The sequence below is a fragment of the Acinetobacter sp. WCHAc060042 genome (assembly GCF_003231195.1).
GTDB lineage: Bacteria > Pseudomonadota > Gammaproteobacteria > Pseudomonadales > Moraxellaceae > Acinetobacter.
Window position 1 is genome coordinate 44,497 of the sequence record NZ_QKVN01000003.1, and the last position, 22,314, is coordinate 66,810.

A 22,314-nucleotide genomic window follows, 5' to 3' on the forward strand; every position below is an offset into this window, starting at 1 on the left:
TTTTGGGGTTTTATAAAAATGAATATTTTGATTGTTGGGAACGGTTTTGATTTGTCGCATTATTTGCCGACGAAGTACGATCATTTTATGGATGTAATGGGAGTAATTGCAGAAAAGGATACAGGTGGCCTGCCCAAAAATTTAGCAGAAAAGAGTATTGATGAATGGCTTAATTTATTAGAAAAAACTTTTCAGAAACGTGAGGGTATAGCATCGCCACCACACGATATGACATTTGATGAGTTGTTCTATAAAACACGCGATTCAAAGTTTATAGAAAAGACAAAAGAGTTTTATTTAACTGAAAGTGTTGAAATTTGTGCAAAAGATGTTTTAGAACTTCAATACCGTTTAGAGTTAAATTGTTGGTATCAATATTTTAAAAATCATGTTGAGGAAATAAAAACTTGGATTGATTTTGAACAGAAAATTGAAGAAGTTTTGGTTGTAGTGGCTCGTTGTATAGTTGATCTAGAGTCAATGGATCATCCAAATAAAATAATAAACTATATAAATATGCGAGGAAAAGATTATTTAAAAATAAAGATAAAGGATTTGGAAACCCTAAACTTCTTTAACTTTACAACTAAAAATGAAGGAGCAATTATTCCTTTTAATCTTAATATGAATTTTTGTCATGGAAAGAATGTTAAAAATGGCTTTTGTTCTACTGAGTTTATGACATTTCTGCATACAGAATTAGAGAGGTTTATTGAAATTTTTAACTTATATTTAGAAATTATTGTTGGTCAATTATCTCGAAGTAAGATGATAGAAATTGATGCTGAGTGGTCTTATCCTGATAAAATTTTCTCTTTTAACTACACAAATACCTATCAACGTCTCCATGATTCTGTTGATGTAGAGTACTTACATGGTAGTTGCGGGGAGTATCAAAATATTGTTTTGGGTGTTTCTGATTTAGAGGATGAGTCCTTAAAGAAAATAAAAGCTTATGGATTCACTAAATATCATCAGAAACTTTTTAAAGATACGCATTATTTATTTTTAGATAACTTTATTAAAGAATCTAAAAGACGTCATAAAAATTATGATCTTAAAAAGGATTTACCTGATAGTGAATTCCAACGTCCAAATAGCTTTAGTTCTACTGCCAAGAAAGAGGCATTGAGGAAATTACGCTCAGAGTTAAACCCAAAAATGCATATTAGCATTTGGGGGCATTCACTAGATACCTCGGACAAGGATTATATTATAGATATCTTTAGCTTAAATGATGACATTGATCGAAATGTTCGTGTTACAGTCTATTACTTTGATAAAACTGCAAAATTTTCATTACTCAATAATTTGTTGGCAATTTTGGGCAAAGACAAAGTTGAGCAATGGATGAAAAATAAATGGCTTTGCTTTAAGCCTAATCCAGAAATTAAATTTCTTGCTCAAAAGAGCTCAGATGTAGATCAAGCATCCTAATTTTACAACACTGAAACTCATCTAGCCTATCGAACAGGGTTGTTTGCTAGGCTATGATCAAATTATTCAAATGATAAGCAGAATAAAATGAAAACCCTTGCCTTTATTCACTCAGAAAGTACACGTACGGCTGTAGGCGACTTTGCCCCAGTCATCTCCGTATTTTCACACTATGAACTAGGGAACTCGGTTTCACCTTTTCTATTGCTCGATCATATCGGCCCGAGTTATTTACAGCCGACCCACTTAAAAAAAGGCGTGAGTGAACATCCGCATCGTGGCTTTGAAACGGTGACCATCGTTTATCAAGGTGAAATTGCCCATCAGGACTCTACAGGCGGTGGTGGTGTGATTGGCGCAGGGGATGTACAGTGGATGACAGCAGGGGCTGGAGTACTGCACGAAGAAGTATTTAGTGAGGCATTTTCTAAAACAGGCGGGGCATTTGAAATGATCCAACTGTGGGTCAATTTGCCTGCCAAAGACAAAATGAATCCTGCACGTTATCAGCACTTGAGTCGTACCATGATTCCAGAACTGGAACTCGCGCAAGCTCAAGGAAAGGTCAGGGTGATTGCAGGGACGTATGAAAACCAGACAGGGCCTGCTCAAACACATAGCCCTATGACCGTGTTGGATGTGCAACTCACAGCAGGGATGAAAACGGTTTTACCTGCATTGGAAGGCGAAACGACACTACTGTATATCCGTAGTGGTCGCATTCAGCTTTATAGTGGCGAAACCGTTGAAGCCCAACAGATGGCGGTCATGTCTAATCATGGTGAGTACCTTGAAATACAAACTGTCCAAGACTGCACTTTTTTATTACTCAGTGGGCAACCTTTAAATGAACCGATTTATGGACGTGGCTATTTTGTCATGAACACTTTCGCCGAAGTTTTACAAGCGTATGAGGACTTAAAACAAGGGCATTTTATCGCACCTCGTATAAAATCCAATGTGACAGATGAAACTTAAAAAAGTAACAATACAAACAGATGCAACACTGCTAAAATAGCTTAAATGAGCTTTGTTGGTGTCACCGCTCAGTCTATTTTAATAACACCTTTTCTAAAAACGCTTTGTGAATACAGCGTAAAACCAGTGTGCATTTCTCGCACCCATTACATTTTTTATTCAATTTTACAGTGCTTGCCATTGGGCTTAGTCGTCTCTCCCTCCAACGAACTTCGCTCAGGCTTGTACGCATTTTATATGTAGATAACAATGCAAAACGTACAAACTTTAAAGTTAAGCCGTGCCACATTGATGTTTCCTTTGGCATTGGTTTTATTCGAATTTTCGGTCTATATCGGTAATGATTTAGTCCAACCTGCCATGCTCGCCATTGCCCAAGATTTTGGGGTCAGCAGTGCATGGGCACCATCGTCCATGTCTTTTTATTTATTGGGCGGTGCCTGTGTCGCATGGCTGCTTGGGCCACTTTCAGACCGTTTAGGCCGTAAAAAAGTGCTGCTCTCGGGTGTGGCATTTTTTGTGCTGACCTGCCTTGCAATTTTACTCACTCAAAATATTGAGTCTTTTTTGGCACTCCGCTTTTTACAAGGTGTTGGGCTGTCGATGATTTCTGCGGTGGGTTATGCCGCAGTACAGGAAAGTTTTGAAGAGCGTGATGCTATTAAGGTCATGGCTCTTATGGCGAATATTTCTTTGCTAGCACCGTTACTTGGTCCTGTGGTCGGGGCATTTATGATTGACCATGTGTCATGGCATTGGGGTTTTATTGGCATCGCCTTTTTGGCTTTTTTAAGTTGGTTTGGTTTAAAAGCCAAAATGCCTGCGACACAGCACAGTATTCCTAAAAAGCCACTACGTTATATATGGGATGATTATAAAACGGTCTATAAAAATAAGACTTTTTTGGCGCTCACCTTTGGTTTGCCTATGGTGGCCATGCCATTGATGTTGTGGATTGCACTGTCACCCGTAATCTTGGTCGAGGAACTTGGCCTGAGCAGTATGCAATATGGCTTGGCGCAGTTCCCTGTCTTGGGTGGTCTCATTCTAGGTAATATTGTGCTGATTAAAGTCATCGACAAAATGGCACTGGGTAAAACCGTGTTACTCGGTTTGCCCTTGATGTTTATCGGTACGCTGTTGGTGGTGCTCGGCACGATTTTCCAAAGCTATTTCTTACCGTTACTGATTGTGGGGATGACTTTGGTGAGCTTTGGCGAAGGTATTAGTTTTTCAGTGTTATACCGCTTTGCGTTGATGTCATCTGAAGTGTCCAAAGGGACAGTTGCCGCAGCCGTTTCGGTACTGATGATGTTTACGTTTTTCTTCGTGATTGAACTGGTGCGTATGGCGTATGTGGAATTTGGTCTTTGGGCTTATAGTTTGGTCTGCCTCAGTTTAATTACCCTGTGGTTTAGTTTTCCTCGTGTGACCGTGAAGAAAGTGATACAAAGCCGTCTTGAGAGTGGTGTCTACTAAGATTTTATTCGCTGAATTTAGCGAAGTTCACATCAAAAAAGCGCCCATTCAGATGAATAGGCGCTTTTTTATTATGGCTTTAAAACATCCTTTTAAAGCCAGTATTTAAAAATGGTATTAAAACTCAGGCTTCCGCTTGCTCAGGTTCTAGTTTTTTAATTTTGGCATCAAATACAAAAGGCCCAAAGGGTAGAATGGACGCGATCAAACCTAGAATAAACATCTTCAAAGACCATTTTTGCTTTTCACATACCACAAACAGCACGATGAGAAACAGGATAAATAATACGCCATGCCCCATACCGACATATTTGACTAGGATCGGGTTATCAAAGATGTATTTCATTGGCATCGCAATAAATAACAACAGTAAAAAAGAAATCCCTTCTAAAAATCCTACAACACGTAATGTCTGAATGTTCATGGTCAAAAATCTATGAGAATGAAGCTCGAGTGTACTCAAGAATGAAAGAAAAATGAACTATTTAAGATACATAGCCAAGCTGAGCCATTTGGGCCAAATTGAAACACTTTGAGGGCTTCGGATGACATGGATTATTTAATGACTTATTTAATATCTCGGGTGAGTAGTTCGGTTTTCAATTTGAGCAATTCTGGTAGGGTTTCCAGTAGTAGGCTGATTTGTTTGAGGACCAAGTGCAAGTGCTGACTCATTGTTTCTTGTGTGTTTAAGTATTTGATCTCTGCCAGTTTCTGTTGAATCTCTCGCTCGGGTAAGGTCTTATGCTGAAGTAGTACGTCATTCAGCGTGTTTTTACACCAGAGCATGAGTTCCAGTACTTGGTTGTCTTGTACCAGTTCACGATGGCTGCCCAAAGCAGAAATATAGCTGAGTTGACTGTGGCTATATACCAAGTAGCGAAAAGCATGGTGTATCAGTTCTGGGTTTGGATTCGGTTCAGTACTGAGACTAGAAATCATGCTTGCAAGTTCAGTTTGGGCATTGTGTGCAGCACGCCGTGCTCCGCGATAAGCCATGCTATTGTTTTTGCCCTGTTGGTACTGTTCACAAATGGCATCAAAATAGTTGAGGGTGCTATCAGAAGCTTTTTTTATGGTGTTGGAAATATTACGAAAGTCCCAATCAGGCCAGATGAAACTGACCGCGAACCACGCAATGGCGCAACCCATTAGAGTATCCATGATCCTCGGTAAAATAATGGCATAGCCTGCACCTTTTAAATTAAAAATCAGCAGTACCATGAGTGTTGCCATTAGAGTTGCCATGGCATATTTTTTAGAGCTGAGATAGAAAAAGCACACCCCAAAAATGATGGTCAGCAGTAATTGCCCTTCAATACTCGGTACGAAATACAGCAGAGGAATACCTAACATCACCCCTAAAATGGTGCCCAAGGTTCGCATTTTTAAGCGACTTTTGGTGGCGAAATAACGCATTTGGCAGACAAATAACCCCGTCAATAAAATCCAGTAGCCATGTTGGGCAAAAGGCAGAAGAGAAATGCCATAACCCACAGCAAAGACAAAGGCGATACGTACCGCATGTCGAAACAGTGCCGACTGCGGGGTGAGATGTTGGCTGAGTTTGAGCCACAGATCGTGCCAACCATGAATATCATCATCGTATAAGTTGAGGTTGTCGATGTGTTCTTGATAGCGTTGCTCTTGGCGTAATTGCAGTTCATTTAAGTGTTGAAAGCGTTCATGCACATTGTCTAAGTTATTTAAAATCAGTTGTAGATTTTTGACTTCAATATTATGTGGATTGTCTCGAATCCAGTCTTGCATGGAACTGTGTAAATTCAGCAATGCTTGATTCGTATTGGGATCTGACACATAGATTTGATTGCTGAGAATACAGCGTGCCAATGCCTGACAGGCAAGGGCCTGCAGCCGAATATTTTTTTGAATACGGAAAATAAGATCTGTACGGCTGAAGTTCTGATGTAGCTGTTCATAGTGTAAATAATTAGAGCTGGCTTGCTCATGAATGTCTTGAGCCAGAAAGTATAAATTCAGCCAATAAATCGTCTTTTGGTTGGCGCGTGAGGCCTTTAGTCGAGTGAGCAGCGAACTTTTGGTGCTATTAAAGCTTTGAATAATTGTGCTGTTTTGTAAGGATAAGTCGTAGAGTAATGCTTCAACATTGTTTTGATTATCAAGGTCAAACAAACGTGCTTTGGCATTGAGTAAATCTGCAATTTGCTTAAAACAGCGTGCTAGATTGTCCTGAACGGCCAAAGTTGGTTTTAGCAGATAAAACACAATAGCGGTACAGCCATACCACAATGCGCCCAAGACAAAACAACTAGGTTGAAAGTACCAAACCGAATATTCTCCTAAGCCAAACATGCTGTATAAGGAGAGTAAAATGGTGCCAAAGCTCATCGCTGCATAGCGTTGTCCAAGTGCCCCCAGTAAGATAAAACAAGCACTAGAAAGCGATAAGTAAATGATGAATATGAATTTATAGGGATGCAGGAAATCTAAAATACTGCTGACACTAAAGAACAGCACGCAGACATAGACTAGGTTTCTGAGACGAATACTAAGTCGGTCATCGAAGTCAGTTAAGGCAGTTGCAATCGCACCTAAAGTCGTCGGTACGATCAGTTGTTCCAGTCCTAAAAAGTAGAGCCCTAAGGTTGTACCACTCAGCACGATAAAAATTTGCAGGCAATACATAAAAATTGCATTGGACTGAAAAGATTGAAACCACTGGCGAAAATTATTCACGATGTCATTGTCTAGGCTTGATTTTATTTTGCTTTTAGCCTGAACGTTTTTTAGCATACTGTCAATTTAATGCGATTGAACATCACATGAAAAAGAGAGTAAAAAGCGATAAAAACACAGCAGAAAATTCATCCGCTGTGCTATGTGTATAAGTCAGAACTTATCCACAGAAACGAAGATGAAGCACTTTTTGTTTACATGCTAAGGATGCGATAGATTTATTGAATTACACCACAGGCGATACGATCGCCACCACCGCCGAGTGGTTTAGGACTATCTGAGTAGTTGTCGCCACCTGCATGCACCATCACCGCTAAACCTTGTATGTTTGCTAAACTCAAACGAGGTGCAAGTAAATTGACTTTCGCATTACCTGCTGAGTCGACATTCAAGATTGGTAAATCACCCAGATGACCGTTGAGCGGTGTACCGTGGTTGGGTGCTTTTTCGGGGTTAAAATGTCCGCCAGCAGCTAAAGCTGCAACTGGTTTCCCTTCTTTTTCAGCCACATCACATGAGCCTTTTTCATGGATGTGAAAACCATGTGGGCCCGGCGGAAGCTGGCTTAAATTGGTTTGAATAACTAGGCCAGCAGGGCTGTCAGTAAAACGAATGGTACCAATTTTTTGTCCCACACCTGCAGTTGAAACCGCATGAACATCGACATTTTTGACCATCGTGTTACTTTCAGTTGGAGTCGTGCTACATGCCACAGTCCCTAAACCAATCAACGCCATGAGCGCACTTAGTTTTAAAGTAGAAGACAACATATTAGATCCTTTTTCCTTAAAATTCAGAACCATTCAAACAAAGGCAAGGCTTGGGTTCAATGTTCTCCGTACAGTGTTTTTGTATCTGACATAAAAAAACGCATGCTCTCGGTGAAAGCATGCGTTTAAGTTATTTCACTAAAGTTATTTTTTTGGCGTGTCTAATGGCTCTTCAGGTGGATCATAAGCTAATGTCGCTTTCGGCATCATCAAGGGTTCATTGACCTGCTCATGCAACCATTCACGCCAAATAGCTAACAGCACGGCTAGGATCACAGGGCCAATAAATAAACCGATCATACCAAAGCTGGCTAAACCACCTAGCACACCAAACATGATGAGTAAGAATGGAATTTGAGTTGCACCTGAGATCACCAATGGGCGAATCACATTGTCCGCTGTACTCACGACACAAACACCCCAAGCCATCACACCTATAGCCTCAATGGTTTGACCTTGTGAGAACAACCACAGTGATACGGCACTATAAGCGACAGGAGGGCCAAATGGAATCAACGCAAATAAGAAGGTAACAATGGTGAGTACCATTGGATTTGGAACACCTGCAACAAAGTAACTAATGCCTGCCAAGAGTGCTTGAGCAACAGCTGTAAGCCCTACACCATACAGCACGGCGCGTGTTGTTTCAGAAATGGTATCTAAATAGTGATGAATACGTGGTCCAATCACCATTTCAAGTGCCTTACTAACCTGACTTAAAATGGTTTGTCCATCACGGTAGAAAAAGAATAAAGACATGACTGCAAAGCAGAGTTTGAAAATATTTTTACTGATTTCACTGAGAACTAAACGACCATAGCTTAAGTGGCTTTGGAACCAACCTGAAACATTTTGTACGATGCTATTGGGGTCAGTATTGATTTCTTTTAAGGTCCGTGTGACTTCCTTACCGATAAAAGGTAAGTCACGGATAAATTGAGGCACATCTAAGTGACCAGAAAAGACCTGTTTTTGTAATTCGTAAAATAAGCTCCGACCTTCGTGTTGCAGCATAAAGATTGCAAAGGTCAATGGAATTCCGACTACCAATATAACCATGCTGATCATAATGGTTGCACTTAAAGTTGGACGCGGTCCACAGAGCTTCTGCACGGAGTGATATAAAGGCCATGTGATATAGGCAATAATCGCAGCCCAAAGCACAGGTACAATAAAGTATTTCAGGACTTGAAAGCTCAAATAGAACAGAATAAAAATCAGTCCAAATAACAATACTTTTTGTAAGGCTGGTGCGTATCGTTGCACGGTATTCACTGCTATATCTCTAAGGTCAAAGTCATATTAACTGAAAAAAATGCGAACGAGAATGTACCCTTGGTAAGTTCTCGTGAATTACTGAACATAAAAGCAGAGTTCATTGGCTTATCTTTATCTTCAATGCCTTAGAACCATGCACTTGGATCATCGACAATTGCATTGAGCAAAGGTTGCCATTGGCTTTGGATGGTTAAATAATTTTTTTGTGTTTTATCAAATATGCTTAAGCCTTGCATTGCCAATTGACCATACGCGGTACGCTCAGAAATCCATGCGATCGGTTGCTGTTCAATCTTTTCAAAAAAGTCTTGAATGTCTTTGGCACTGGCGCTGTTGGCTTTGACCCGATTGGCTAAAAGGAGAATTTGAACTTTACCTTTACGGATACGTTTAATCTCTTGCAAGTGTTTTAAAAAACGTCGTGTACTGTCAATATCAAAAAATGAAGGTTGCAGTGGGGTCACAATAGCATGTGCTTCACTCACCAGTTGTTCCGCATGTTCACCAGACAGTGCGCCTGGTGCATCAATAATTAAATATTCAATATTTTTAGGGACTTCACCAATTGATTTTTCATGACGCCAATCCAAACTTTCAATATGTGCTACGTGGTCAGGGCGTTGTTTTAACCACTGACGGGCAGACTTTTGATTATCAGCATCGGCCAATGCGACCTTATAACCTTTCTGTGCAAGTGCTGACGCTAAATTAATTGCGGTTATCGTTTTGCCACAGCCACCTTTTTGGTTTGCAATTAATATCGTTTTCATGACCTTAAATGATTTTATTCTGCTCATCCCTAGCATATCATTCTTTTGTGTGCTGGATATGACACATGACCAAAGTTATAAGCTTAAATCTTGCTAGCAGTAGCACAAAATTAGGAAAAAACCATGTCCATATGGATGGCAATGTTGATCGGTGCAGTAATTGGTGTGGTCTTGACCACCCTTATTTTAAGTCACAGCCGAAATGGACGCATCAAAGCAGAATATGAGCGCTACATTGCCGAATTAGAATTAGAGCATCAGCAGGCTTTGGCTCAAGCACAAAAGCGCAGTGTCAATACCAGTCGTGCAGTGTTGAAAGGCAAAATGGCAGAGCAACTGGCACCGATTATGCCGCAGTTTGAATACTTACCCAGTGATGCTAAATTTTTGGGAGATCCTGTCGACTATGTGGTGTTTGATGGTTATACCGACCTGCGTGATGGTGAGGGGAAAGCGGAAGATATTGAAATTGTGCTTATTGATATTAAAAGCGGTGGGGCGAGGCTGACCAAAGGACAAGTGGCCATTGCGCAAGCGATTCAAGCAGGGCGAGTTCGTTTTGAAACGGTACGCATCGACTTTGATACGACGGAATAAGCCAAGTAGCAACAAACATGTCCATTCAATTGAACAACTTCAAATACAGCATGATATGAATATTGCGATTATCTTAATTGGGTTTTTGCGCACGAGCAAAGTACATCAGTTGTCCGAGTTTCGGGATTCCCTCAGCATAAAAGTAGTGTTGTTCTATCACATTAAATCCTGCTGCTTTTAAGGACTGTTCAATATTTCGATTGAGATGGCAGCCATCCGCTAAACGCTTTTGCACAGGCGTGAGTAAGTGTTGTAGGCGCTGAATATACAGATTACTGGTGTTTAACACATGCTCCACTACATGTAAGGTACCGCCGGGTTTGAGCACGCGTAATATTTCTAGCAAAGCCTGTTCTAGCTCTGCAATACTACACAGCGTCCACGTACTGACTACATGTTCAAGGCTGTGGTCAGCAAAAGGTAGCTTTTCTGCCCGTGCTTGTAAGTGATGTACTTCAAACGGGGCCGCCTGTACCCGCTCTACAGCCAAATGATAAATTTCAGGGCTGGGTTCAAGGGCATAGAGCGTATCGACATTTTGATAAAAAGGCAGATTCAGCCCTGTACCAAAACCAATTTCCAATACCTCTCCTTGAATCGGTAAAAGTAGTTCACGGCGCTTGTCCATTAAACTGGGCACTTGCATGACCTGATTTAATACATGTGGAAAAATGTGTTGTTGATAATATTTATAAAGCATGAGCGAATGGATCTTTTTTATTGTTGATTAGCCTAACTGAAAAATGCTCTAGCTAAAAGTAGACTGCATAATTCGTTCACAATGTTACTAAGTTCATAAGCTTCTTTTCAGGAAACTCGACTAAGATGAGATTAGTTCGTATTTTCCTAGGTCGATGGGAATGAGGTTTGCAATGAAATCTAAATTTATCTTACTCAGTTTATTTTCAAGTTTACTGTTGCCGATCAGTGCCAGTGCCACTGTAGATTATAACATTGCCAAAGGTTTAGCGCCGACCTCTAAAGATCAATCGATTTCGGTATTGAAACCATTTAAAGGTGATTTTCGAATTTTGGGTTCAAAGACCTATTCGGAAGATGAGCAAGCCAAATTTTCACCGATAGACTATGCAGTGAGTTGGGGGTTATTTGCTGAGCCTGAAATTGCACGACATATTACTGTGAATCAATACGACCGTTATCTCAATTGGAAAATTGATCGTCTGCCTGTACCTGCTGAGCAAGCGATGCAGATGGTTTCGAATATGCACATCATTCCAGCTAACCCTGAAATTGCGAAACAAATTAAACATGTAAAACGTGGTGACTTGGTTCGTTTAAAAGGTGATTTGGTTGAAATCAAAGATAAAGATCTGGTCTGGACGTCTTCTTTAACCCCAACCGATACTGGCGATGGCGCTTGTGAAGTCTTTCGTGTCAGCTCAATCCAATGGATTGAACGGGTGAAGGGATAAGCGATAAATCAGGTTAAACGAGTTCTTTACACTATGCTGTTCGACAGTATTGTAGGACAGAACAAACCATATCGTCTTGCTCCACGTGAAACCTATTTAATATATGCTGTAAATACTTATAGATACGTAATTTTAAACTATTTTATTGATAAACCACGTTCAAATTGTTTGAACGTGGTTTTTTATCTTTATTTTGCGGTTAATGCCGTACCATCAAACGCAATACCATCCCAACCATTCAACATGAACTGACGAATATTTTGATGATCCGTTGCATCAGGTGTCGCTAAAACAGAGGCATAGTGTTCTGCAAATAAGCTTAAGGTTTGTGCTTGATCGAGCCCTTGAAGCTGTGCAAACGAAAACACTTTGGCACTGCCTTGGTTTTCAGTTGCCGCATTGTGCTGTAAACCATTTTTAAACGCAGTTGGCGTATGTGTATAAGCAGCTTCAATAAAAGCCAGTACATCTGAAAATTTTGCTTCGCCCGTTGCAAGCTGAGCCAATAAGACCTGTGCCATGTATATATGTCCGATTAAATTTATGCTCACATCATACCCAAAAAGTGTAGGTTTGTGAGTTTTGCATTTGAGAAAACTTTTGAGCTTATTTTAAGAATCGGCTCAAGCTTGAAAAGCCTTGATGTCGGTAGATTGATTCGGGTTTAATAGGTCTAGTATTGATGAACTGTGGATAACTTTGGACTTATCCATACAGCTTTTGCGAAAAATAGGGCAATTAAATGAATTGGATCTTGGTGGCTTTGGGCGGTGGAATAGGGGCCTGTTTACGCTATGGTGCAGGCTTATTGCTCTTCAAACCGAATATGAGCTTTCCATGGCCGACGTGGTGGATCAATATTATCGGCTGTTTTACTGCGGGACTATTTTTTGCACTCAGTCAAAAATATCCAGTACTTCAACAAGAAGCACGTTTATTTTTAATGGTGGGTGTATTGGGCGGTTTTACCACTTTCTCAAGTTTTGGTCTCGAAACGTTTCAATTACTGAGACAGGGGCAAATGCTACTCGCTTTGAGTTATGCATTGTCAAGTTTAGTGGTGGGCGTGATTGTACTTGGAATAGGATTCTATTTACTCGACAGCCTTTTTAAGCCTTAAATATTTTAGACCGTCATTGTCGCAATTGAAGACATAAAAAAAGAAGCCTAAGCTGGAGGAGGTCTTAGGCTTCTTGATATCTTTACTATAACGCGTATAGCTTAAAGAAAAATGAAATTATTGTGAGCGTTTGAAACGCGCGAAACGTTTGTTAAAACTTGCAACACGACCTTCATTACTGGTTTGACGTTGCTCACCCGTATAAAACGGATGTGACGCACTTGAAATATCCAAACTGACATAAGGATACGTTTTACCTTCATGCTCACGGGTCTGGTTACTTTGTAATGTACTACCGATAATGAAAAATGCATCGGCATTGGTGTCGTGAAATAGCACTTCGCGATACTCTGGATGAATATTGGCACGCATACGGCATCTCCTTAAATCTATTATTTTTGAAATGTTATAATATAACAATATTAAAGTCAAAATAAACCCAGTGACTTTATGTAACTGGGTTTATTGGAGTTGAATTGGTTTTGTTCTCAGCTATCGTCATTATTTAAGCTGTGGGCGGTACCAACTCTTCAAACAGATCGTTGAGGTTGTCGTGGACTTTGAGATGAATCAGGTTCCAGTAATGTCCAGACACCGTACGATTGACCATCAGCGTATCGGGGGAAGGTTTAAACACATCCCAATATTTCAGCGATGGTTTGACCAGTTCAATGCCATCATGATGTGCAGAGTTCTCAGCAAAGTCATACATGGTCGTAAGGGGGCGCATTAGTACCTCTAACCATGCTTCATACAGTTCGGCAGGAAATTTGCCTTGTTCGGACATGGAGTGCAAAGCGGTCAGTTGTTGCTCCATGGCCAAGATATTACTGTCACGCGCTGCTTGAATCAGCTGCTTAAAATGCATCACGATTTCAGTCGATAGGGTTTTGACACCGCCGTAGTCATACACGATCACGCTACCATCTTCACGAAAGGCAAAGTTGCCCGGATGGGGGTCACAGTGAAAGCGCTTTAAAAAGAAAATCTCACGACCAATGGCACGGAATAAACGACGTCCCAGTTCATTACGCGTGTCTTGTGACCACGTACTGGCAGTTTCAATGCTTTCACCTTGTTCCAAGCTTAAGGTCAAAATATGCCGACTTGAATAGTCTTTATAGACTTGAGGAATAATAATCTTAGGGTCTAGGGCCTGATGAAAGGTTCGTGCGACCTCTAAGTTTTGCGCTTCTATTTGATAATTCAGCTCGTTATCCAAACTGTCCTGAATTTCTTTAAAGAGTTGATCTTGTAACTTACGGTCAATTTTGAGCACACCCATTAAGCGGAGCGCTAAACGGACTTGTTTTAAGTCGCTTTCACAGGCTTCTTCTACACCCGGATATTGAACTTTAACTACAACTTGCTCACCACTCGGTAAAGTGGCTTTATGCACTTGGCCTATTGAGGCTGCGGCAAAGGGTTGTTCTTCAAAGGCTGTAAAAATTTGATTAAGCGGTTTACCCAGTTCTTTTTCTACCTGCGCTTTGATTTCGCTAAAAGGCATCGCTGGCGCTTGGCGTTGTAATTTACTAATCGCGCGTGCCACTTCAGGCGGGAAAATGTCTTTGTACTGAGATGCAATTTGCCCAACTTTCATTACAGCACCTTTCATTTCACCTAAGGTATCTGCAATTTGAACTCCAATGTCCTGAAAAAGCTGACTGCGCGCCGCATTTTTTTTATCTTCATCGGCATTGAAGTTTCTAATTGAATTGGTCACAGTCTTGGTTGCGATACTTGCTGTCATACTGGCAAGTTTCATAAAGCGACGACCGGGCGTACGAGTCGTATTTGCCATGCGATATTCCTCGGGGCATTTTTGTTACATCTCAGATTTGATCATAGGCGACAAATGCAAGACTGCCTACTTTAAATTGTTAAGCTGATGTTTCTATTTAAATAATAGTGGTCAATTGAGTGAATTGCACGCTGGATGTCGCTGCATTTAAAAATCGCGTTACACTGTGCGAAAAATTTTGAGTATGAAATAAATGAAAGTTTATCGTTATTTTACAGGCAAGGATGATGTGCAGTTTTGTGCACGTGTTACCAAAGCACTGAATGAAGGCTATAGCCTGTATGGTTCACCGACCATGACCTTTAATGGCAATGAAGTGATCGTAGGGCAGGTGGTGGTCAAAGAAGTTGAGGATGAAAGCGAAGTACCACAGGGTCTGAAAGATGCTTTGGCACAACTGTAAGAGAGAAATAGGAGAGTATTTAACCCTCCTATTCACCGCAAAGTTTTAGTGATAGTCCTGACTGAGACGTTTATTGTTGTTATAAAGTCGAAGCAAGAGTAGGGCACATGCTACGCTTAAACCAACAATCAACCCAATCCACACGCCTGCTGCACCTATGTTGGTATAACGTGCCAAATAAATGCTGACTGGAAAAGCCACAATCCAATAGGCAATCATGGTGATCCACATTGGGCCTTTGGTGTCTTGCATACCACGCAAACAACCTGCGGCGCTAATTTGCCAAGCATCCATCAGTTGGTAGGCGAGTGCAAACAATAGTAAATACATCGCAACTTCTGATACTTCATGATCAGAGGTATAAATTGCCACAATTTCAGGACGGAACAGCGCAATCAGTAACATGGTCATCAGCGCCAAAATCGTACCCGTAGCGAGCCCGAGTTTTTGCACCTTTCGCATTGCGATCCAGTTTTTCTCGCCATAGTAAGTCCCAACACGAATAGTGAGGGCGATAGCAAGGGACATCGGAATCATAAATAACTGAGAGGTGACCGACATTGCAATCTGATGTGCTGCCACAATGGTTTCCCCCAGTGGACTGAGAATAATTGCAGCGGTACTAAAAATACTGACTTCGAAGAAAATAGCTAAACCAATGGGTAGACCAAGTTTTAAAATACGCTCGATCCAATAGCGATCCATCTTCTCCCAAGTACCAAACACTTGAGTTTTTTGATACGCCGAGGCTTTAAAAATATAAGTGGCCAAAGTGACAAACATGATCCACTGTAAAATTGCAGTGGCAAATCCACAGCCTGCCGAACCCAGCGCTGGAATCGGGCCGAAACCATACATAAAGACAAAGTTTAGGGGAACCAAAAGGACCAAAGCCGCTAAGCTAATCACGGTAACAGGACGTGGGTGGCCGAGCGCTTCTGAATATCCACGCAGTGCTGCATACATCGTTACCGCAGGCATACCAAAGCCAATCGCATGTAAAAATAAACTGGCTTTAGGCAGTAAGTTTGCAGGTACACCCATGAGGGGCAATAACAGCGGCATGGCTTGTAAAATTAAACCCGCAATACTGCCCAAAATAAAGGCGACCCAAAGGGATTGACGAGCAATGGTGGCGATTTTTTCAGGGGTACGTGCCCCATTCGCTTCGGCGACCAATGGTGTAGTGGCAATCATGATGCCGCTAAACAGCAACATCACAGGGATCCATAAACCGACCCCGACAGCAATTGAGGCTAAATCGGTCGGAGATAAATGTCCCGCCATGATGGTATCAATCAACCCAAGACCCGCTTGAGAAAACTGCGTGATCAGGATGGGGAGCATTAACACCAATAACTTTTTTAATTCGAAACGATGGGAGGTGATTTTATTTGTAGTCGACACAAAAATTACTCATATTCATCATGTGCTTGGTCTAAATAAATTCAGCGTTGTAAAGTGAGAAGCACACCAATAAAAATTACGACGCCACCAAGTAAACGCTGCCAATTGACAGGTGTTTTTTCGGTACCCAATAGACCATAGTGGTCAAAAATCATCGAAGTCAGGATTTGTCCAAAAATAACCAAGCCTGAAAACGTGAGAAAGCCTAATTGAGGCGCAGTATAGATGCTTATACTGATGGCATAAACCCCTAGGCATCCGCCGAGCCATAAGTACCACGGAATATTGGAAAAAGCATGTAACTGTGGTTTGTCGACAGGCTGAAACAAAACTAAAAGCGCTAACACACAGGTTCCAACGAAAAAGGATAACAGTGCAGCTTGCAGGGGGGAGTATAGATATTCTCGGAGTTGTGTATTCAGTGCAGTTTGAAAGGTCATAGCAATACCAATACCGAAAGCAAGCGGCAACATAAACAGCAATTGGCTCGATATTTTCATCATTTTAAACCATTCATTCTTCTTGTCTTTTTATCAGTCTAATCCAAATAGCCACAGATTTCATAAGTGTCTTGATGCAGTCATGTTAAAATGTGCAAGATTATCGCTGTGCTTTAGAGTCTCGTCCTTGACCGATTTACATCCTGCAAATATTCCGTTGTCTTTATATATCCACATGCCGTGGTGTGTGCGTAAGTGTCCTTATTGCGACTTTAACTCGCACGCAGTCCCAGATGGCAAACTGTCCTTAGATTTAGAGCAAGAATATTTACATGCTTTGGTTGAGGACTTTAAAACTCAGCTTGAGTTTGCTCAAGGGCGTCACATTCATAGTGTGTTCATTGGCGGTGGAACACCGTCCCTCATTTCAGCGCAGGGATATCAATGGTTATTTGCTCAGCTCAAAGCATTACTACCGTTTGAGACGAACTGTGAAATTACCTTAGAAGCCAATCCAGGTACAGTGGAACATGACCCTTTTGCCGATTATTTGGCAGCAGGCATTAATCGGCTTTCGATTGGGGTGCAAAGTTTTAACACGGAACATTTAAAAAAACTGGGGCGTATTCATAGCAATAGTGATGCGATTTCAGCCATTGGTTTAGCACGTGATGCAGGTTTTAAACGTATTAATGTCGACCTGATGCATGGCTTACCTGAGCAGACTTTGGAACAAGCCTTATTGGATTTAAAACTTGCTGTGGAAAATGGTGCCACGCATATTTCATGGTATCAACTGACCATTGAGCCGAATACGGTGTTTTTTAGAACCCAGCCGATTTTACCAGTGGATGATGTGCTTGAAGAGATTCAGGCGCAGGGTGAAGCTTATTTAAAAGCGCAGGGATTTATCAACTATGAAGTTTCGGCATGGCGTAAGGAATTACCTTCTGCACATAATCTGAATTACTGGCAGTTTGGCGACTATTTGGCGATTGGTGCAGGTGCACATGCTAAAGTGACCCAGCCAGATGGAGTCTATCGTTTCCAGAAAACTCGTTTACCGAAAGATTATTTGGCTAAAGTCCCTGCGGAGCATGTACAGTTTAAGCGGATTGAAGCCGACGAACTTCCATTTGAGTTTATGATGAATGCTTTGCGTTTAAATGATGGGGTTGCAGCTGAAAATTATGCGCAGCGTACAGGTTTGAATCTGGAGAGTTTGGCCGAAACTTTGGACTCATTACGCAGTCGAAAATTAATGGTGGATGATGCGACGCGTTTAGCGTGCACCGAGCAGGGGCATGTATTTTTAAATTCAGTGCTGGAATCATTTCTCTGAGTTTTAGAACCATGATTGCGTGGGCAATCATGGTTCTAAATTTAAACGAAAGGGGATATCGGCTGTGCATGATGGAATCAAAACAGCTGTTCATTTTGCTTACACGATTAACGTGTTGTATACCCGCCATTGGCAAAAATAGTTTGTCCTGTAATCCACCAGCCATCTGTAACCAAGAAGCGTACCAATGGCTCTATATCTTCAATTTTGGTGAGTCCGCCCAGTGCTGAGGCAGATTGATGATATGCAACTGCTTCGGGGGCTTCCTGAGCATAGAAAAAAGGCGTATCCATTGGACCTGGTGCAACAGCAGTAACAGAAATACCACGACTTCCAAATTCCTTAGATGCTGCACGTGTATAGTGTTCTACAGGTGCTTTTAGTCCTTCATACGTTGAATAAAGACCCGTATATGCTGCGAGTAAACTCGTTACGATATTGCATATTTTCCCACCTTCATTCAGATGACGTCCTGCTGATTGAATAAAGAAATATGCAATTTTATTGTTGATGTCATTCATGTCATCAAACTCTTGTTCAGTCGTATCTAGATAGGGTTTTTTAAGGACGCGACCAACGGTATTAATTGCGATATCAATTCCACCAAACTCAGTTTTAGCTTGAACGAATAGTGCTTCAATGTTTTGAATATTTGTTAAATCAGCTTGTACCAAGATGGCTTTGACACCAAATGCTTGTACTAGATTGAATGTGTTTTCGGCATCTGCTTGTGTTGCTGTACTATTATAATGAATGACTAAATTTGCGCCGTGTTCTGCAAACTTACGTGAAATCAATCCACCTAAATTCTTAGCACCGCCAGTAATTAATACAGTTTTTCCTTTCAGGTCGTGTTGTGACATGGGCCTAGCCTCGGTTTGTATGTAGTTGTTTGAAATGATCTTAAAAGAATTTATTTGTATGAAATAGTTGTTAAAATTGCACTGATTGTCTGAAAAAGTTGCACAATAAAATGGATAAGATTGATCGACTAAGAATTTTTTGTTTAGTGGCAGAGAAGAAGTCTTTTGCGCAGGCTGCTGTACAATTGGGTTTGCCTCGATCGAATGTAACTTATGCGATTCAATCTCTTGAAAAAGAATATGAAGTGCTATTGTTTTATAGAACCACTCGCAAAGTCTCTTTGACCAATGAAGGCATTCTGTTTTATGACGAAGCAGTCCGTCTGGTTGCACAGTTAAAAGAGCTTAATCGCTTTAAAACCCATGTAAGAAGCCAAGAGGGAACAATTAGTATTGGCATGTCGAAACGATTAGCAACACAAATCCTGATCCCTCATTTGGCAGAGTTCTATGCGCAGTTTCCAAAAGTAAAAGTGTTGGTGAACGGCAGTGATGATTTTTCTAATTTGATTGAGCAACAATTAGATTGTGTGGTGCGTGTGGGAGAGGTGCAGGATAAATATTTGCTCATGAAACCAATTTGCCAAACAAAAATTTGGACATTAGCTTCACCTGAGTATTTAGCACAGTTTGGAGAACCTAAAACCTTGGCTGAGTTGAATCAACATTTTGCCGTTGATTATCATGTTGGGAAATATTATCGGGAATGGAGTGAATTAGTCTTTCGTGATCATCGAATGAAGATGCCTTATCGTTTACTCATTGACAATACTGAAGCATATATTCAAGCCAGCCTTGCAGGTATGGGAATAATCCAAATACCTGAATTTGATGCTGTGCAATATGTAGAACAAAGTCAGTTAAAACGTTTATTTCTAGATATTCCAAGTCTTGAATTGCCCATCAATATTTTGTTGACTGACAGGCAGTATCGGCCAAAGTATTTTCAGGACTTTGTGGATTGGTTGGATGCTTTACTCAAAAAGAAACTTCTTATCTAGCGTTTCTTTCGCATCATAAAGCTTCATTACAATACAGGCTAAATCTCTGAATCGACATGCTTATTTTCGCTCATCCATCAAAAGACGAACAGCTAAGACCGATAAAACCGTCCCCATCATCCACTTTTGAATTTGTGCCCAAATCGGCTTGCGGTTCATTAAGGCTGCTAATGAACCCGCAGAGTAGACAATCAATACATTCACAAAAAAGCTGACCACAATTTGAATTAGGCCTAAAGTCATCGACTGTACAAAAACACTGCCGTGATTGGGCTGAATAAACTGAGGAAGTAAGGATAGATACATAATCGCAATTTTAGGATTTAACAAATTGGTGAGAAATCCCATCATAAAAAGTTTCATCGGACGATCGGGTTTTAAATCCACCGTTTGAAAGGCAGAAACCCCATTGGGTTTCACTGCATTCCAAGCCAACCAAAGTAAGTACAATGCACCTAATATTTTGATGGTGTCATAGGCAAAAGGCACGGCAAATAAGAAAGCGGTAATGCCGAGTGAGGCACAAGCCATATAGAAAATAAAGCCTAAAATGATACCGGCCAATGAAATTAAGCCTGCCGATTTTCCTTGAGAAATGGAGCGAGAAATCAAGTAAATCATATTTGGACCGGGCGTGAGCACCATGAGCAGCGCGACACCTGCAAAAGCAATCATCTGAGATAGGTCAATCATCATCTATACTCGCTAAAATCCGAGTTTTGAAGATATCAAACAATCATGAGTTTAGTGAACGTTATTTTTCACATATTCACATGAGTTGTTTCTTTGAGTTCCTTTCATCAAAAATGATCACTGCTTCTATGTGGAAATGTGTTCATTATTTTGTACGAATTGGCTTACATCAATTCCCGCTTTTTGCGCCTATACGTCTGCATGTGATTTTTCTACTATAGAACCATAGAGAGCAGGATGCTCCAATAGAATAACAATAAAGATCAGCACAGGGACGAAGGTAAGACAGGAGTCATGCCTCAGCAATTAATACGAAAAACCCCGACAGGATGTCGGGGTTTTTTATTGCTTTAATTTTATATGCTTGCCATGAAAATGAATATTTACATGTTAAAAACAGAGACCTGTGTAAACTTTGCTATGCTGAATAAATGACCTGAAATACAGGGTTTGAGACTGAGAAAAATCGAAAATGAAAAAGTAATAACAAGGAGAAATAGAATGGCCCAGACACATCAAGATCGTAATCCAACCCCTGATTTAGCTGAAGACAATGCTTTTTTCCCTTCACCTTATTCACTTTCCCAGTATACCGCCAGTAAAACAGACTTTGATGGCACAGATTATCCCAATCCTTATATCGGGCATAAAAAAATCCTGATGGTTGCCAGTGATGAGCGTTATTTACTGATGAAGAACGGTAAGTTCTTCTCTACAGGGAATCATCCTGTGGAAACATTGCTACCGATGTATCATTTAGACCGTGCTGGTTTTGAAATTGATATCGCCACTTTATCGGGTAATCCTGTCAAATTGGAAATGTGGGCAATGCCACACGAAGACCCCGTTGTTCCAGCAACTTTTAAGAAGTATCTTGCTCAGTTTAAGAAACCTTTAAAACTAGCAGAGGTATTGAAAAGCAGTTTAGGTGACGACTCGCCTTATTTGGCTGTTCTTATTCCCGGTGGGCATGGGGCTTTAATTGGGCTACCTGAAAGTGAAGACCTAAAAACTTTACTGAAGTGGGCGGTAGCCAAAGATAAATTCGTTATTTCTTTGTGTCATGGACCAGCAGGCTTATTGGCTGCTGCGGTTAAGGAAGCGCCAGAAAACTACCTTTTCAAGGGCTATAAAATGTGTGTCTTCCCGGATGCCCTTGATCAGGGAGCCAATTTAGAGATTGGTTATATGCCAGGAGAGTTACCTTGGTTGTTGGCAGAACGACTTGAGCAACTGGGTGTAGATGTCGTCAATAAAGAGATGTCAGGACAGTGTATTCAAGATCGTAAGTTAATTACGGGAGACAGTCCCTTGGCTTCTAATACTTTGGGGAAAATGGCTGCTCAGGCACTTTTAGCTGAAGTTCAGTAGATCAATAATATTCAATTAAAAAGACTGCAGTTGCAGTCTTTTTTGTATAGATCAGTTGATTCACGACCCTGTTACAAATGACCTCATCTTTTATGATCAATTTAGCCTGAGTGCATGATTTTGTCGGCCTTGCAAAGAAGAAATAGTCTGTCACTTTAACCTTCTCTCTAAAAAATATCTCATTTTACGCCATTCGATAACAGCTTTAAGACCTACCTACGGAGCGTACCTAGAGACAGGCCATCATCACATCGTCTGAGCACATCAAACCATGTATTTTCACACTTTTTATCTAGTGTGGAAACCATAAGAAAGGCAAAGCATTCTATTTTATATAAAGCGTAATAATATTTAAATTTAGCCTGAAATAGTTTTATAAATGAGTCTAATTTATTTTTTTAAATTTAATT

At 40.8% G+C, this 22,314-nt stretch carries 23 protein-coding genes; 10 read left to right on the forward strand and 13 right to left on the reverse strand.

What is annotated here, in order from left to right:
- The first annotated feature begins 18 nt into the window (after nt 1-18).
- The 3 genes from DPG01_RS01995 (at nt 19) to DPG01_RS02005 (ending at nt 3,894) form a co-directional block, all read left to right on the forward strand.
- Nucleotides 19-1,437: an AbiH family protein gene (locus DPG01_RS01995; RefSeq protein ID WP_110974091.1), complete on the forward strand. Its 1,419-nt coding sequence runs from the start codon at nt 19-21 to the stop codon at nt 1,435-1,437.
- A gap of 87 nt (nt 1,438-1,524) precedes the next feature.
- Entirely contained in the window at nt 1,525-2,415 is an 891-nt protein-coding gene (locus DPG01_RS02000; RefSeq protein ID WP_110974042.1) for a pirin family protein, read from the forward strand.
- Between the two features lie 249 nt (nt 2,416-2,664).
- A complete protein-coding gene (locus tag DPG01_RS02005; protein ID WP_110974043.1) occupies nt 2,665-3,894 on the forward strand; it encodes an MFS transporter in 1,230 nt (409 codons plus the stop codon).
- A gap of 124 nt (nt 3,895-4,018) precedes the next feature.
- Here DPG01_RS02005 and DPG01_RS02010 read toward each other — a convergent pair whose 3' ends face one another.
- From DPG01_RS02010 to DPG01_RS02030, 5 genes are all read right to left on the reverse strand, one after another.
- Complete coding sequence (locus tag DPG01_RS02010) at nt 4,019-4,318, reverse strand: DUF3817 domain-containing protein (RefSeq protein ID WP_087527333.1); 300 nt, start codon at nt 4,316-4,318, stop codon at nt 4,019-4,021.
- Between the two features lie 143 nt (nt 4,319-4,461).
- Entirely contained in the window at nt 4,462-6,612 is a 2,151-nt protein-coding gene (yccS, locus tag DPG01_RS02015) for a YccS family putative transporter (RefSeq protein WP_110974092.1), read from the reverse strand.
- Nucleotides 6,613-6,830: 218 nt separating this feature from the next.
- Nucleotides 6,831-7,382 (reverse strand): superoxide dismutase family protein, encoded by a 552-nt coding sequence (gene sodC / locus DPG01_RS02020; protein ID WP_086209006.1) that lies wholly within the window; start codon nt 7,380-7,382, stop codon nt 6,831-6,833.
- A gap of 144 nt (nt 7,383-7,526) precedes the next feature.
- Entirely contained in the window at nt 7,527-8,648 is a 1,122-nt protein-coding gene (locus tag DPG01_RS02025) for an AI-2E family transporter (protein WP_162900251.1), read from the reverse strand.
- Between the two features lie 137 nt (nt 8,649-8,785).
- Entirely contained in the window at nt 8,786-9,430 is a 645-nt protein-coding gene (locus tag DPG01_RS02030) for a ParA family protein (RefSeq protein ID WP_086209004.1), read from the reverse strand.
- A 123-nt stretch (nt 9,431-9,553) separates the two neighbouring features.
- On the opposite strand from DPG01_RS02030, the gene DPG01_RS02035 reads away from it, so the two are divergent.
- Entirely contained in the window at nt 9,554-10,027 is a 474-nt protein-coding gene (locus tag DPG01_RS02035) for a Holliday junction resolvase-like protein (protein WP_110974044.1), read from the forward strand.
- A 73-nt stretch (nt 10,028-10,100) separates the two neighbouring features.
- On the opposite strand, the gene DPG01_RS02040 is transcribed toward DPG01_RS02035, so the two are convergent.
- The gene (locus DPG01_RS02040; protein ID WP_110974045.1) at nt 10,101-10,727 is read right to left on the reverse strand and encodes a class I SAM-dependent methyltransferase; all 627 of its coding nucleotides are present in this window, start codon (nt 10,725-10,727) and stop codon (nt 10,101-10,103) included.
- A 172-nt stretch (nt 10,728-10,899) separates the two neighbouring features.
- On the opposite strand from DPG01_RS02040, the gene DPG01_RS02045 reads away from it, so the two are divergent.
- A complete protein-coding gene (locus tag DPG01_RS02045; RefSeq protein WP_110974046.1) occupies nt 10,900-11,460 on the forward strand; it encodes a hypothetical protein in 561 nt (186 codons plus the stop codon).
- A gap of 188 nt (nt 11,461-11,648) precedes the next feature.
- Here DPG01_RS02045 and DPG01_RS02050 read toward each other — a convergent pair whose 3' ends face one another.
- Nucleotides 11,649-11,981 carry a HopJ type III effector protein gene (locus DPG01_RS02050; RefSeq protein WP_086209000.1) on the reverse strand — a complete coding sequence of 111 codons (333 nt, stop codon included), beginning with the start codon at nt 11,979-11,981 and terminating at the stop codon, nt 11,649-11,651.
- 221 nt (nt 11,982-12,202) lie between these two features.
- Between DPG01_RS02050 and crcB the strand changes: the two genes are divergently transcribed.
- Entirely contained in the window at nt 12,203-12,580 is a 378-nt protein-coding gene (gene crcB, locus DPG01_RS02055; RefSeq protein WP_086208999.1) for a fluoride efflux transporter CrcB, read from the forward strand.
- A gap of 117 nt (nt 12,581-12,697) precedes the next feature.
- On the opposite strand, the gene DPG01_RS02060 is transcribed toward crcB, so the two are convergent.
- Together DPG01_RS02060 and DPG01_RS02065 are read right to left on the reverse strand one after the other, a co-directional pair.
- Nucleotides 12,698-12,952: a type B 50S ribosomal protein L31 gene (locus DPG01_RS02060; protein ID WP_086208998.1), complete on the reverse strand. Its 255-nt coding sequence runs from the start codon at nt 12,950-12,952 to the stop codon at nt 12,698-12,700.
- A gap of 133 nt (nt 12,953-13,085) precedes the next feature.
- A complete protein-coding gene (locus DPG01_RS02065; RefSeq protein ID WP_110974047.1) occupies nt 13,086-14,384 on the reverse strand; it encodes an ABC1 kinase family protein in 1,299 nt (432 codons plus the stop codon).
- 193 nt (nt 14,385-14,577) lie between these two features.
- On the opposite strand from DPG01_RS02065, the gene DPG01_RS02070 reads away from it, so the two are divergent.
- A complete protein-coding gene (locus DPG01_RS02070; protein ID WP_086208996.1) occupies nt 14,578-14,787 on the forward strand; it encodes a DUF1737 domain-containing protein in 210 nt (69 codons plus the stop codon).
- Nucleotides 14,788-14,832: 45 nt separating this feature from the next.
- Here DPG01_RS02070 and DPG01_RS02075 read toward each other — a convergent pair whose 3' ends face one another.
- Entirely contained in the window at nt 14,833-16,134 is a 1,302-nt protein-coding gene (locus DPG01_RS02075; protein WP_110974093.1) for an MATE family efflux transporter, read from the reverse strand.
- A gap of 101 nt (nt 16,135-16,235) precedes the next feature.
- Complete coding sequence (locus tag DPG01_RS02080; RefSeq protein WP_086208995.1) at nt 16,236-16,697, reverse strand: DMT family transporter; 462 nt, start codon at nt 16,695-16,697, stop codon at nt 16,236-16,238.
- Nucleotides 16,698-16,821: 124 nt separating this feature from the next.
- Here DPG01_RS02080 and hemW point away from each other — a divergent pair, with 124 nt between their 5' ends.
- Nucleotides 16,822-17,976 carry a radical SAM family heme chaperone HemW gene (hemW, locus tag DPG01_RS02085; RefSeq protein ID WP_110974048.1) on the forward strand — a complete coding sequence of 385 codons (1,155 nt, stop codon included), beginning with the start codon at nt 16,822-16,824 and terminating at the stop codon, nt 17,974-17,976.
- Nucleotides 17,977-18,083: 107 nt separating this feature from the next.
- Here hemW and DPG01_RS02090 read toward each other — a convergent pair whose 3' ends face one another.
- Complete coding sequence (locus DPG01_RS02090) at nt 18,084-18,839, reverse strand: SDR family oxidoreductase (protein ID WP_110974049.1); 756 nt, start codon at nt 18,837-18,839, stop codon at nt 18,084-18,086.
- 110 nt (nt 18,840-18,949) lie between these two features.
- On the opposite strand from DPG01_RS02090, the gene DPG01_RS02095 reads away from it, so the two are divergent.
- On the forward strand, nt 18,950-19,840 hold the full coding sequence (locus DPG01_RS02095; protein ID WP_086208992.1) for a LysR family transcriptional regulator: 891 nt from the start codon (nt 18,950-18,952) through the stop codon (nt 19,838-19,840).
- Nucleotides 19,841-19,900: 60 nt separating this feature from the next.
- Here DPG01_RS02095 and DPG01_RS02100 read toward each other — a convergent pair whose 3' ends face one another.
- Nucleotides 19,901-20,533 carry a LysE family translocator gene (locus DPG01_RS02100; RefSeq protein WP_110974094.1) on the reverse strand — a complete coding sequence of 211 codons (633 nt, stop codon included), beginning with the start codon at nt 20,531-20,533 and terminating at the stop codon, nt 19,901-19,903.
- Between the two features lie 501 nt (nt 20,534-21,034).
- Between DPG01_RS02100 and hchA the strand changes: the two genes are divergently transcribed.
- A complete protein-coding gene (gene hchA, locus DPG01_RS02105; protein WP_110974050.1) occupies nt 21,035-21,904 on the forward strand; it encodes a glyoxalase III HchA in 870 nt (289 codons plus the stop codon).
- Nucleotides 21,905-22,314 lie beyond the last annotated feature (410 nt).

What these genes read in the sequence shown, in the direction of transcription:
- DPG01_RS02065 (WP_110974047.1), bottom strand. Translation starts at nt 14,384, where the DNA reads ATGGCAAATACGACTCGTACGCCCGGTCGTCGCTTTATGAAACTTGCC.
- DPG01_RS02035 (WP_110974044.1), top strand. Translation starts at nt 9,554, where the DNA reads ATGTCCATATGGATGGCAATGTTGATCGGTGCAGTAATTGGTGTGGTC.
- DPG01_RS02045 (WP_110974046.1), top strand. Translation starts at nt 10,900, where the DNA reads ATGAAATCTAAATTTATCTTACTCAGTTTATTTTCAAGTTTACTGTTG.
- DPG01_RS02030 (WP_086209004.1), bottom strand. Translation starts at nt 9,430, where the DNA reads ATGAAAACGATATTAATTGCAAACCAAAAAGGTGGCTGTGGCAAAACG.
- sodC (WP_086209006.1), bottom strand. Translation starts at nt 7,382, where the DNA reads ATGTTGTCTTCTACTTTAAAACTAAGTGCGCTCATGGCGTTGATTGGT.
- DPG01_RS02080 (WP_086208995.1), bottom strand. Translation starts at nt 16,697, where the DNA reads ATGATGAAAATATCGAGCCAATTGCTGTTTATGTTGCCGCTTGCTTTC.
- DPG01_RS02095 (WP_086208992.1), top strand. Translation starts at nt 18,950, where the DNA reads ATGGATAAGATTGATCGACTAAGAATTTTTTGTTTAGTGGCAGAGAAG.
- DPG01_RS01995 (WP_110974091.1), top strand. Translation starts at nt 19, where the DNA reads ATGAATATTTTGATTGTTGGGAACGGTTTTGATTTGTCGCATTATTTG.
- crcB (WP_086208999.1), top strand. Translation starts at nt 12,203, where the DNA reads ATGAATTGGATCTTGGTGGCTTTGGGCGGTGGAATAGGGGCCTGTTTA.
- hchA (WP_110974050.1), top strand. Translation starts at nt 21,035, where the DNA reads ATGGCCCAGACACATCAAGATCGTAATCCAACCCCTGATTTAGCTGAA.
- DPG01_RS02000 (WP_110974042.1), top strand. Translation starts at nt 1,525, where the DNA reads ATGAAAACCCTTGCCTTTATTCACTCAGAAAGTACACGTACGGCTGTA.
- DPG01_RS02050 (WP_086209000.1), bottom strand. Translation starts at nt 11,981, where the DNA reads ATGGCACAGGTCTTATTGGCTCAGCTTGCAACGGGCGAAGCAAAATTT.
- DPG01_RS02005 (WP_110974043.1), top strand. Translation starts at nt 2,665, where the DNA reads ATGCAAAACGTACAAACTTTAAAGTTAAGCCGTGCCACATTGATGTTT.
- DPG01_RS02100 (WP_110974094.1), bottom strand. Translation starts at nt 20,533, where the DNA reads ATGATTGACCTATCTCAGATGATTGCTTTTGCAGGTGTCGCGCTGCTC.
- DPG01_RS02090 (WP_110974049.1), bottom strand. Translation starts at nt 18,839, where the DNA reads ATGTCACAACACGACCTGAAAGGAAAAACTGTATTAATTACTGGCGGT.
- DPG01_RS02010 (WP_087527333.1), bottom strand. Translation starts at nt 4,318, where the DNA reads ATGAACATTCAGACATTACGTGTTGTAGGATTTTTAGAAGGGATTTCT.
- DPG01_RS02040 (WP_110974045.1), bottom strand. Translation starts at nt 10,727, where the DNA reads ATGCTTTATAAATATTATCAACAACACATTTTTCCACATGTATTAAAT.
- DPG01_RS02075 (WP_110974093.1), bottom strand. Translation starts at nt 16,134, where the DNA reads ATGCTCCCCATCCTGATCACGCAGTTTTCTCAAGCGGGTCTTGGGTTG.
- DPG01_RS02070 (WP_086208996.1), top strand. Translation starts at nt 14,578, where the DNA reads ATGAAAGTTTATCGTTATTTTACAGGCAAGGATGATGTGCAGTTTTGT.
- DPG01_RS02060 (WP_086208998.1), bottom strand. Translation starts at nt 12,952, where the DNA reads ATGCGTGCCAATATTCATCCAGAGTATCGCGAAGTGCTATTTCACGAC.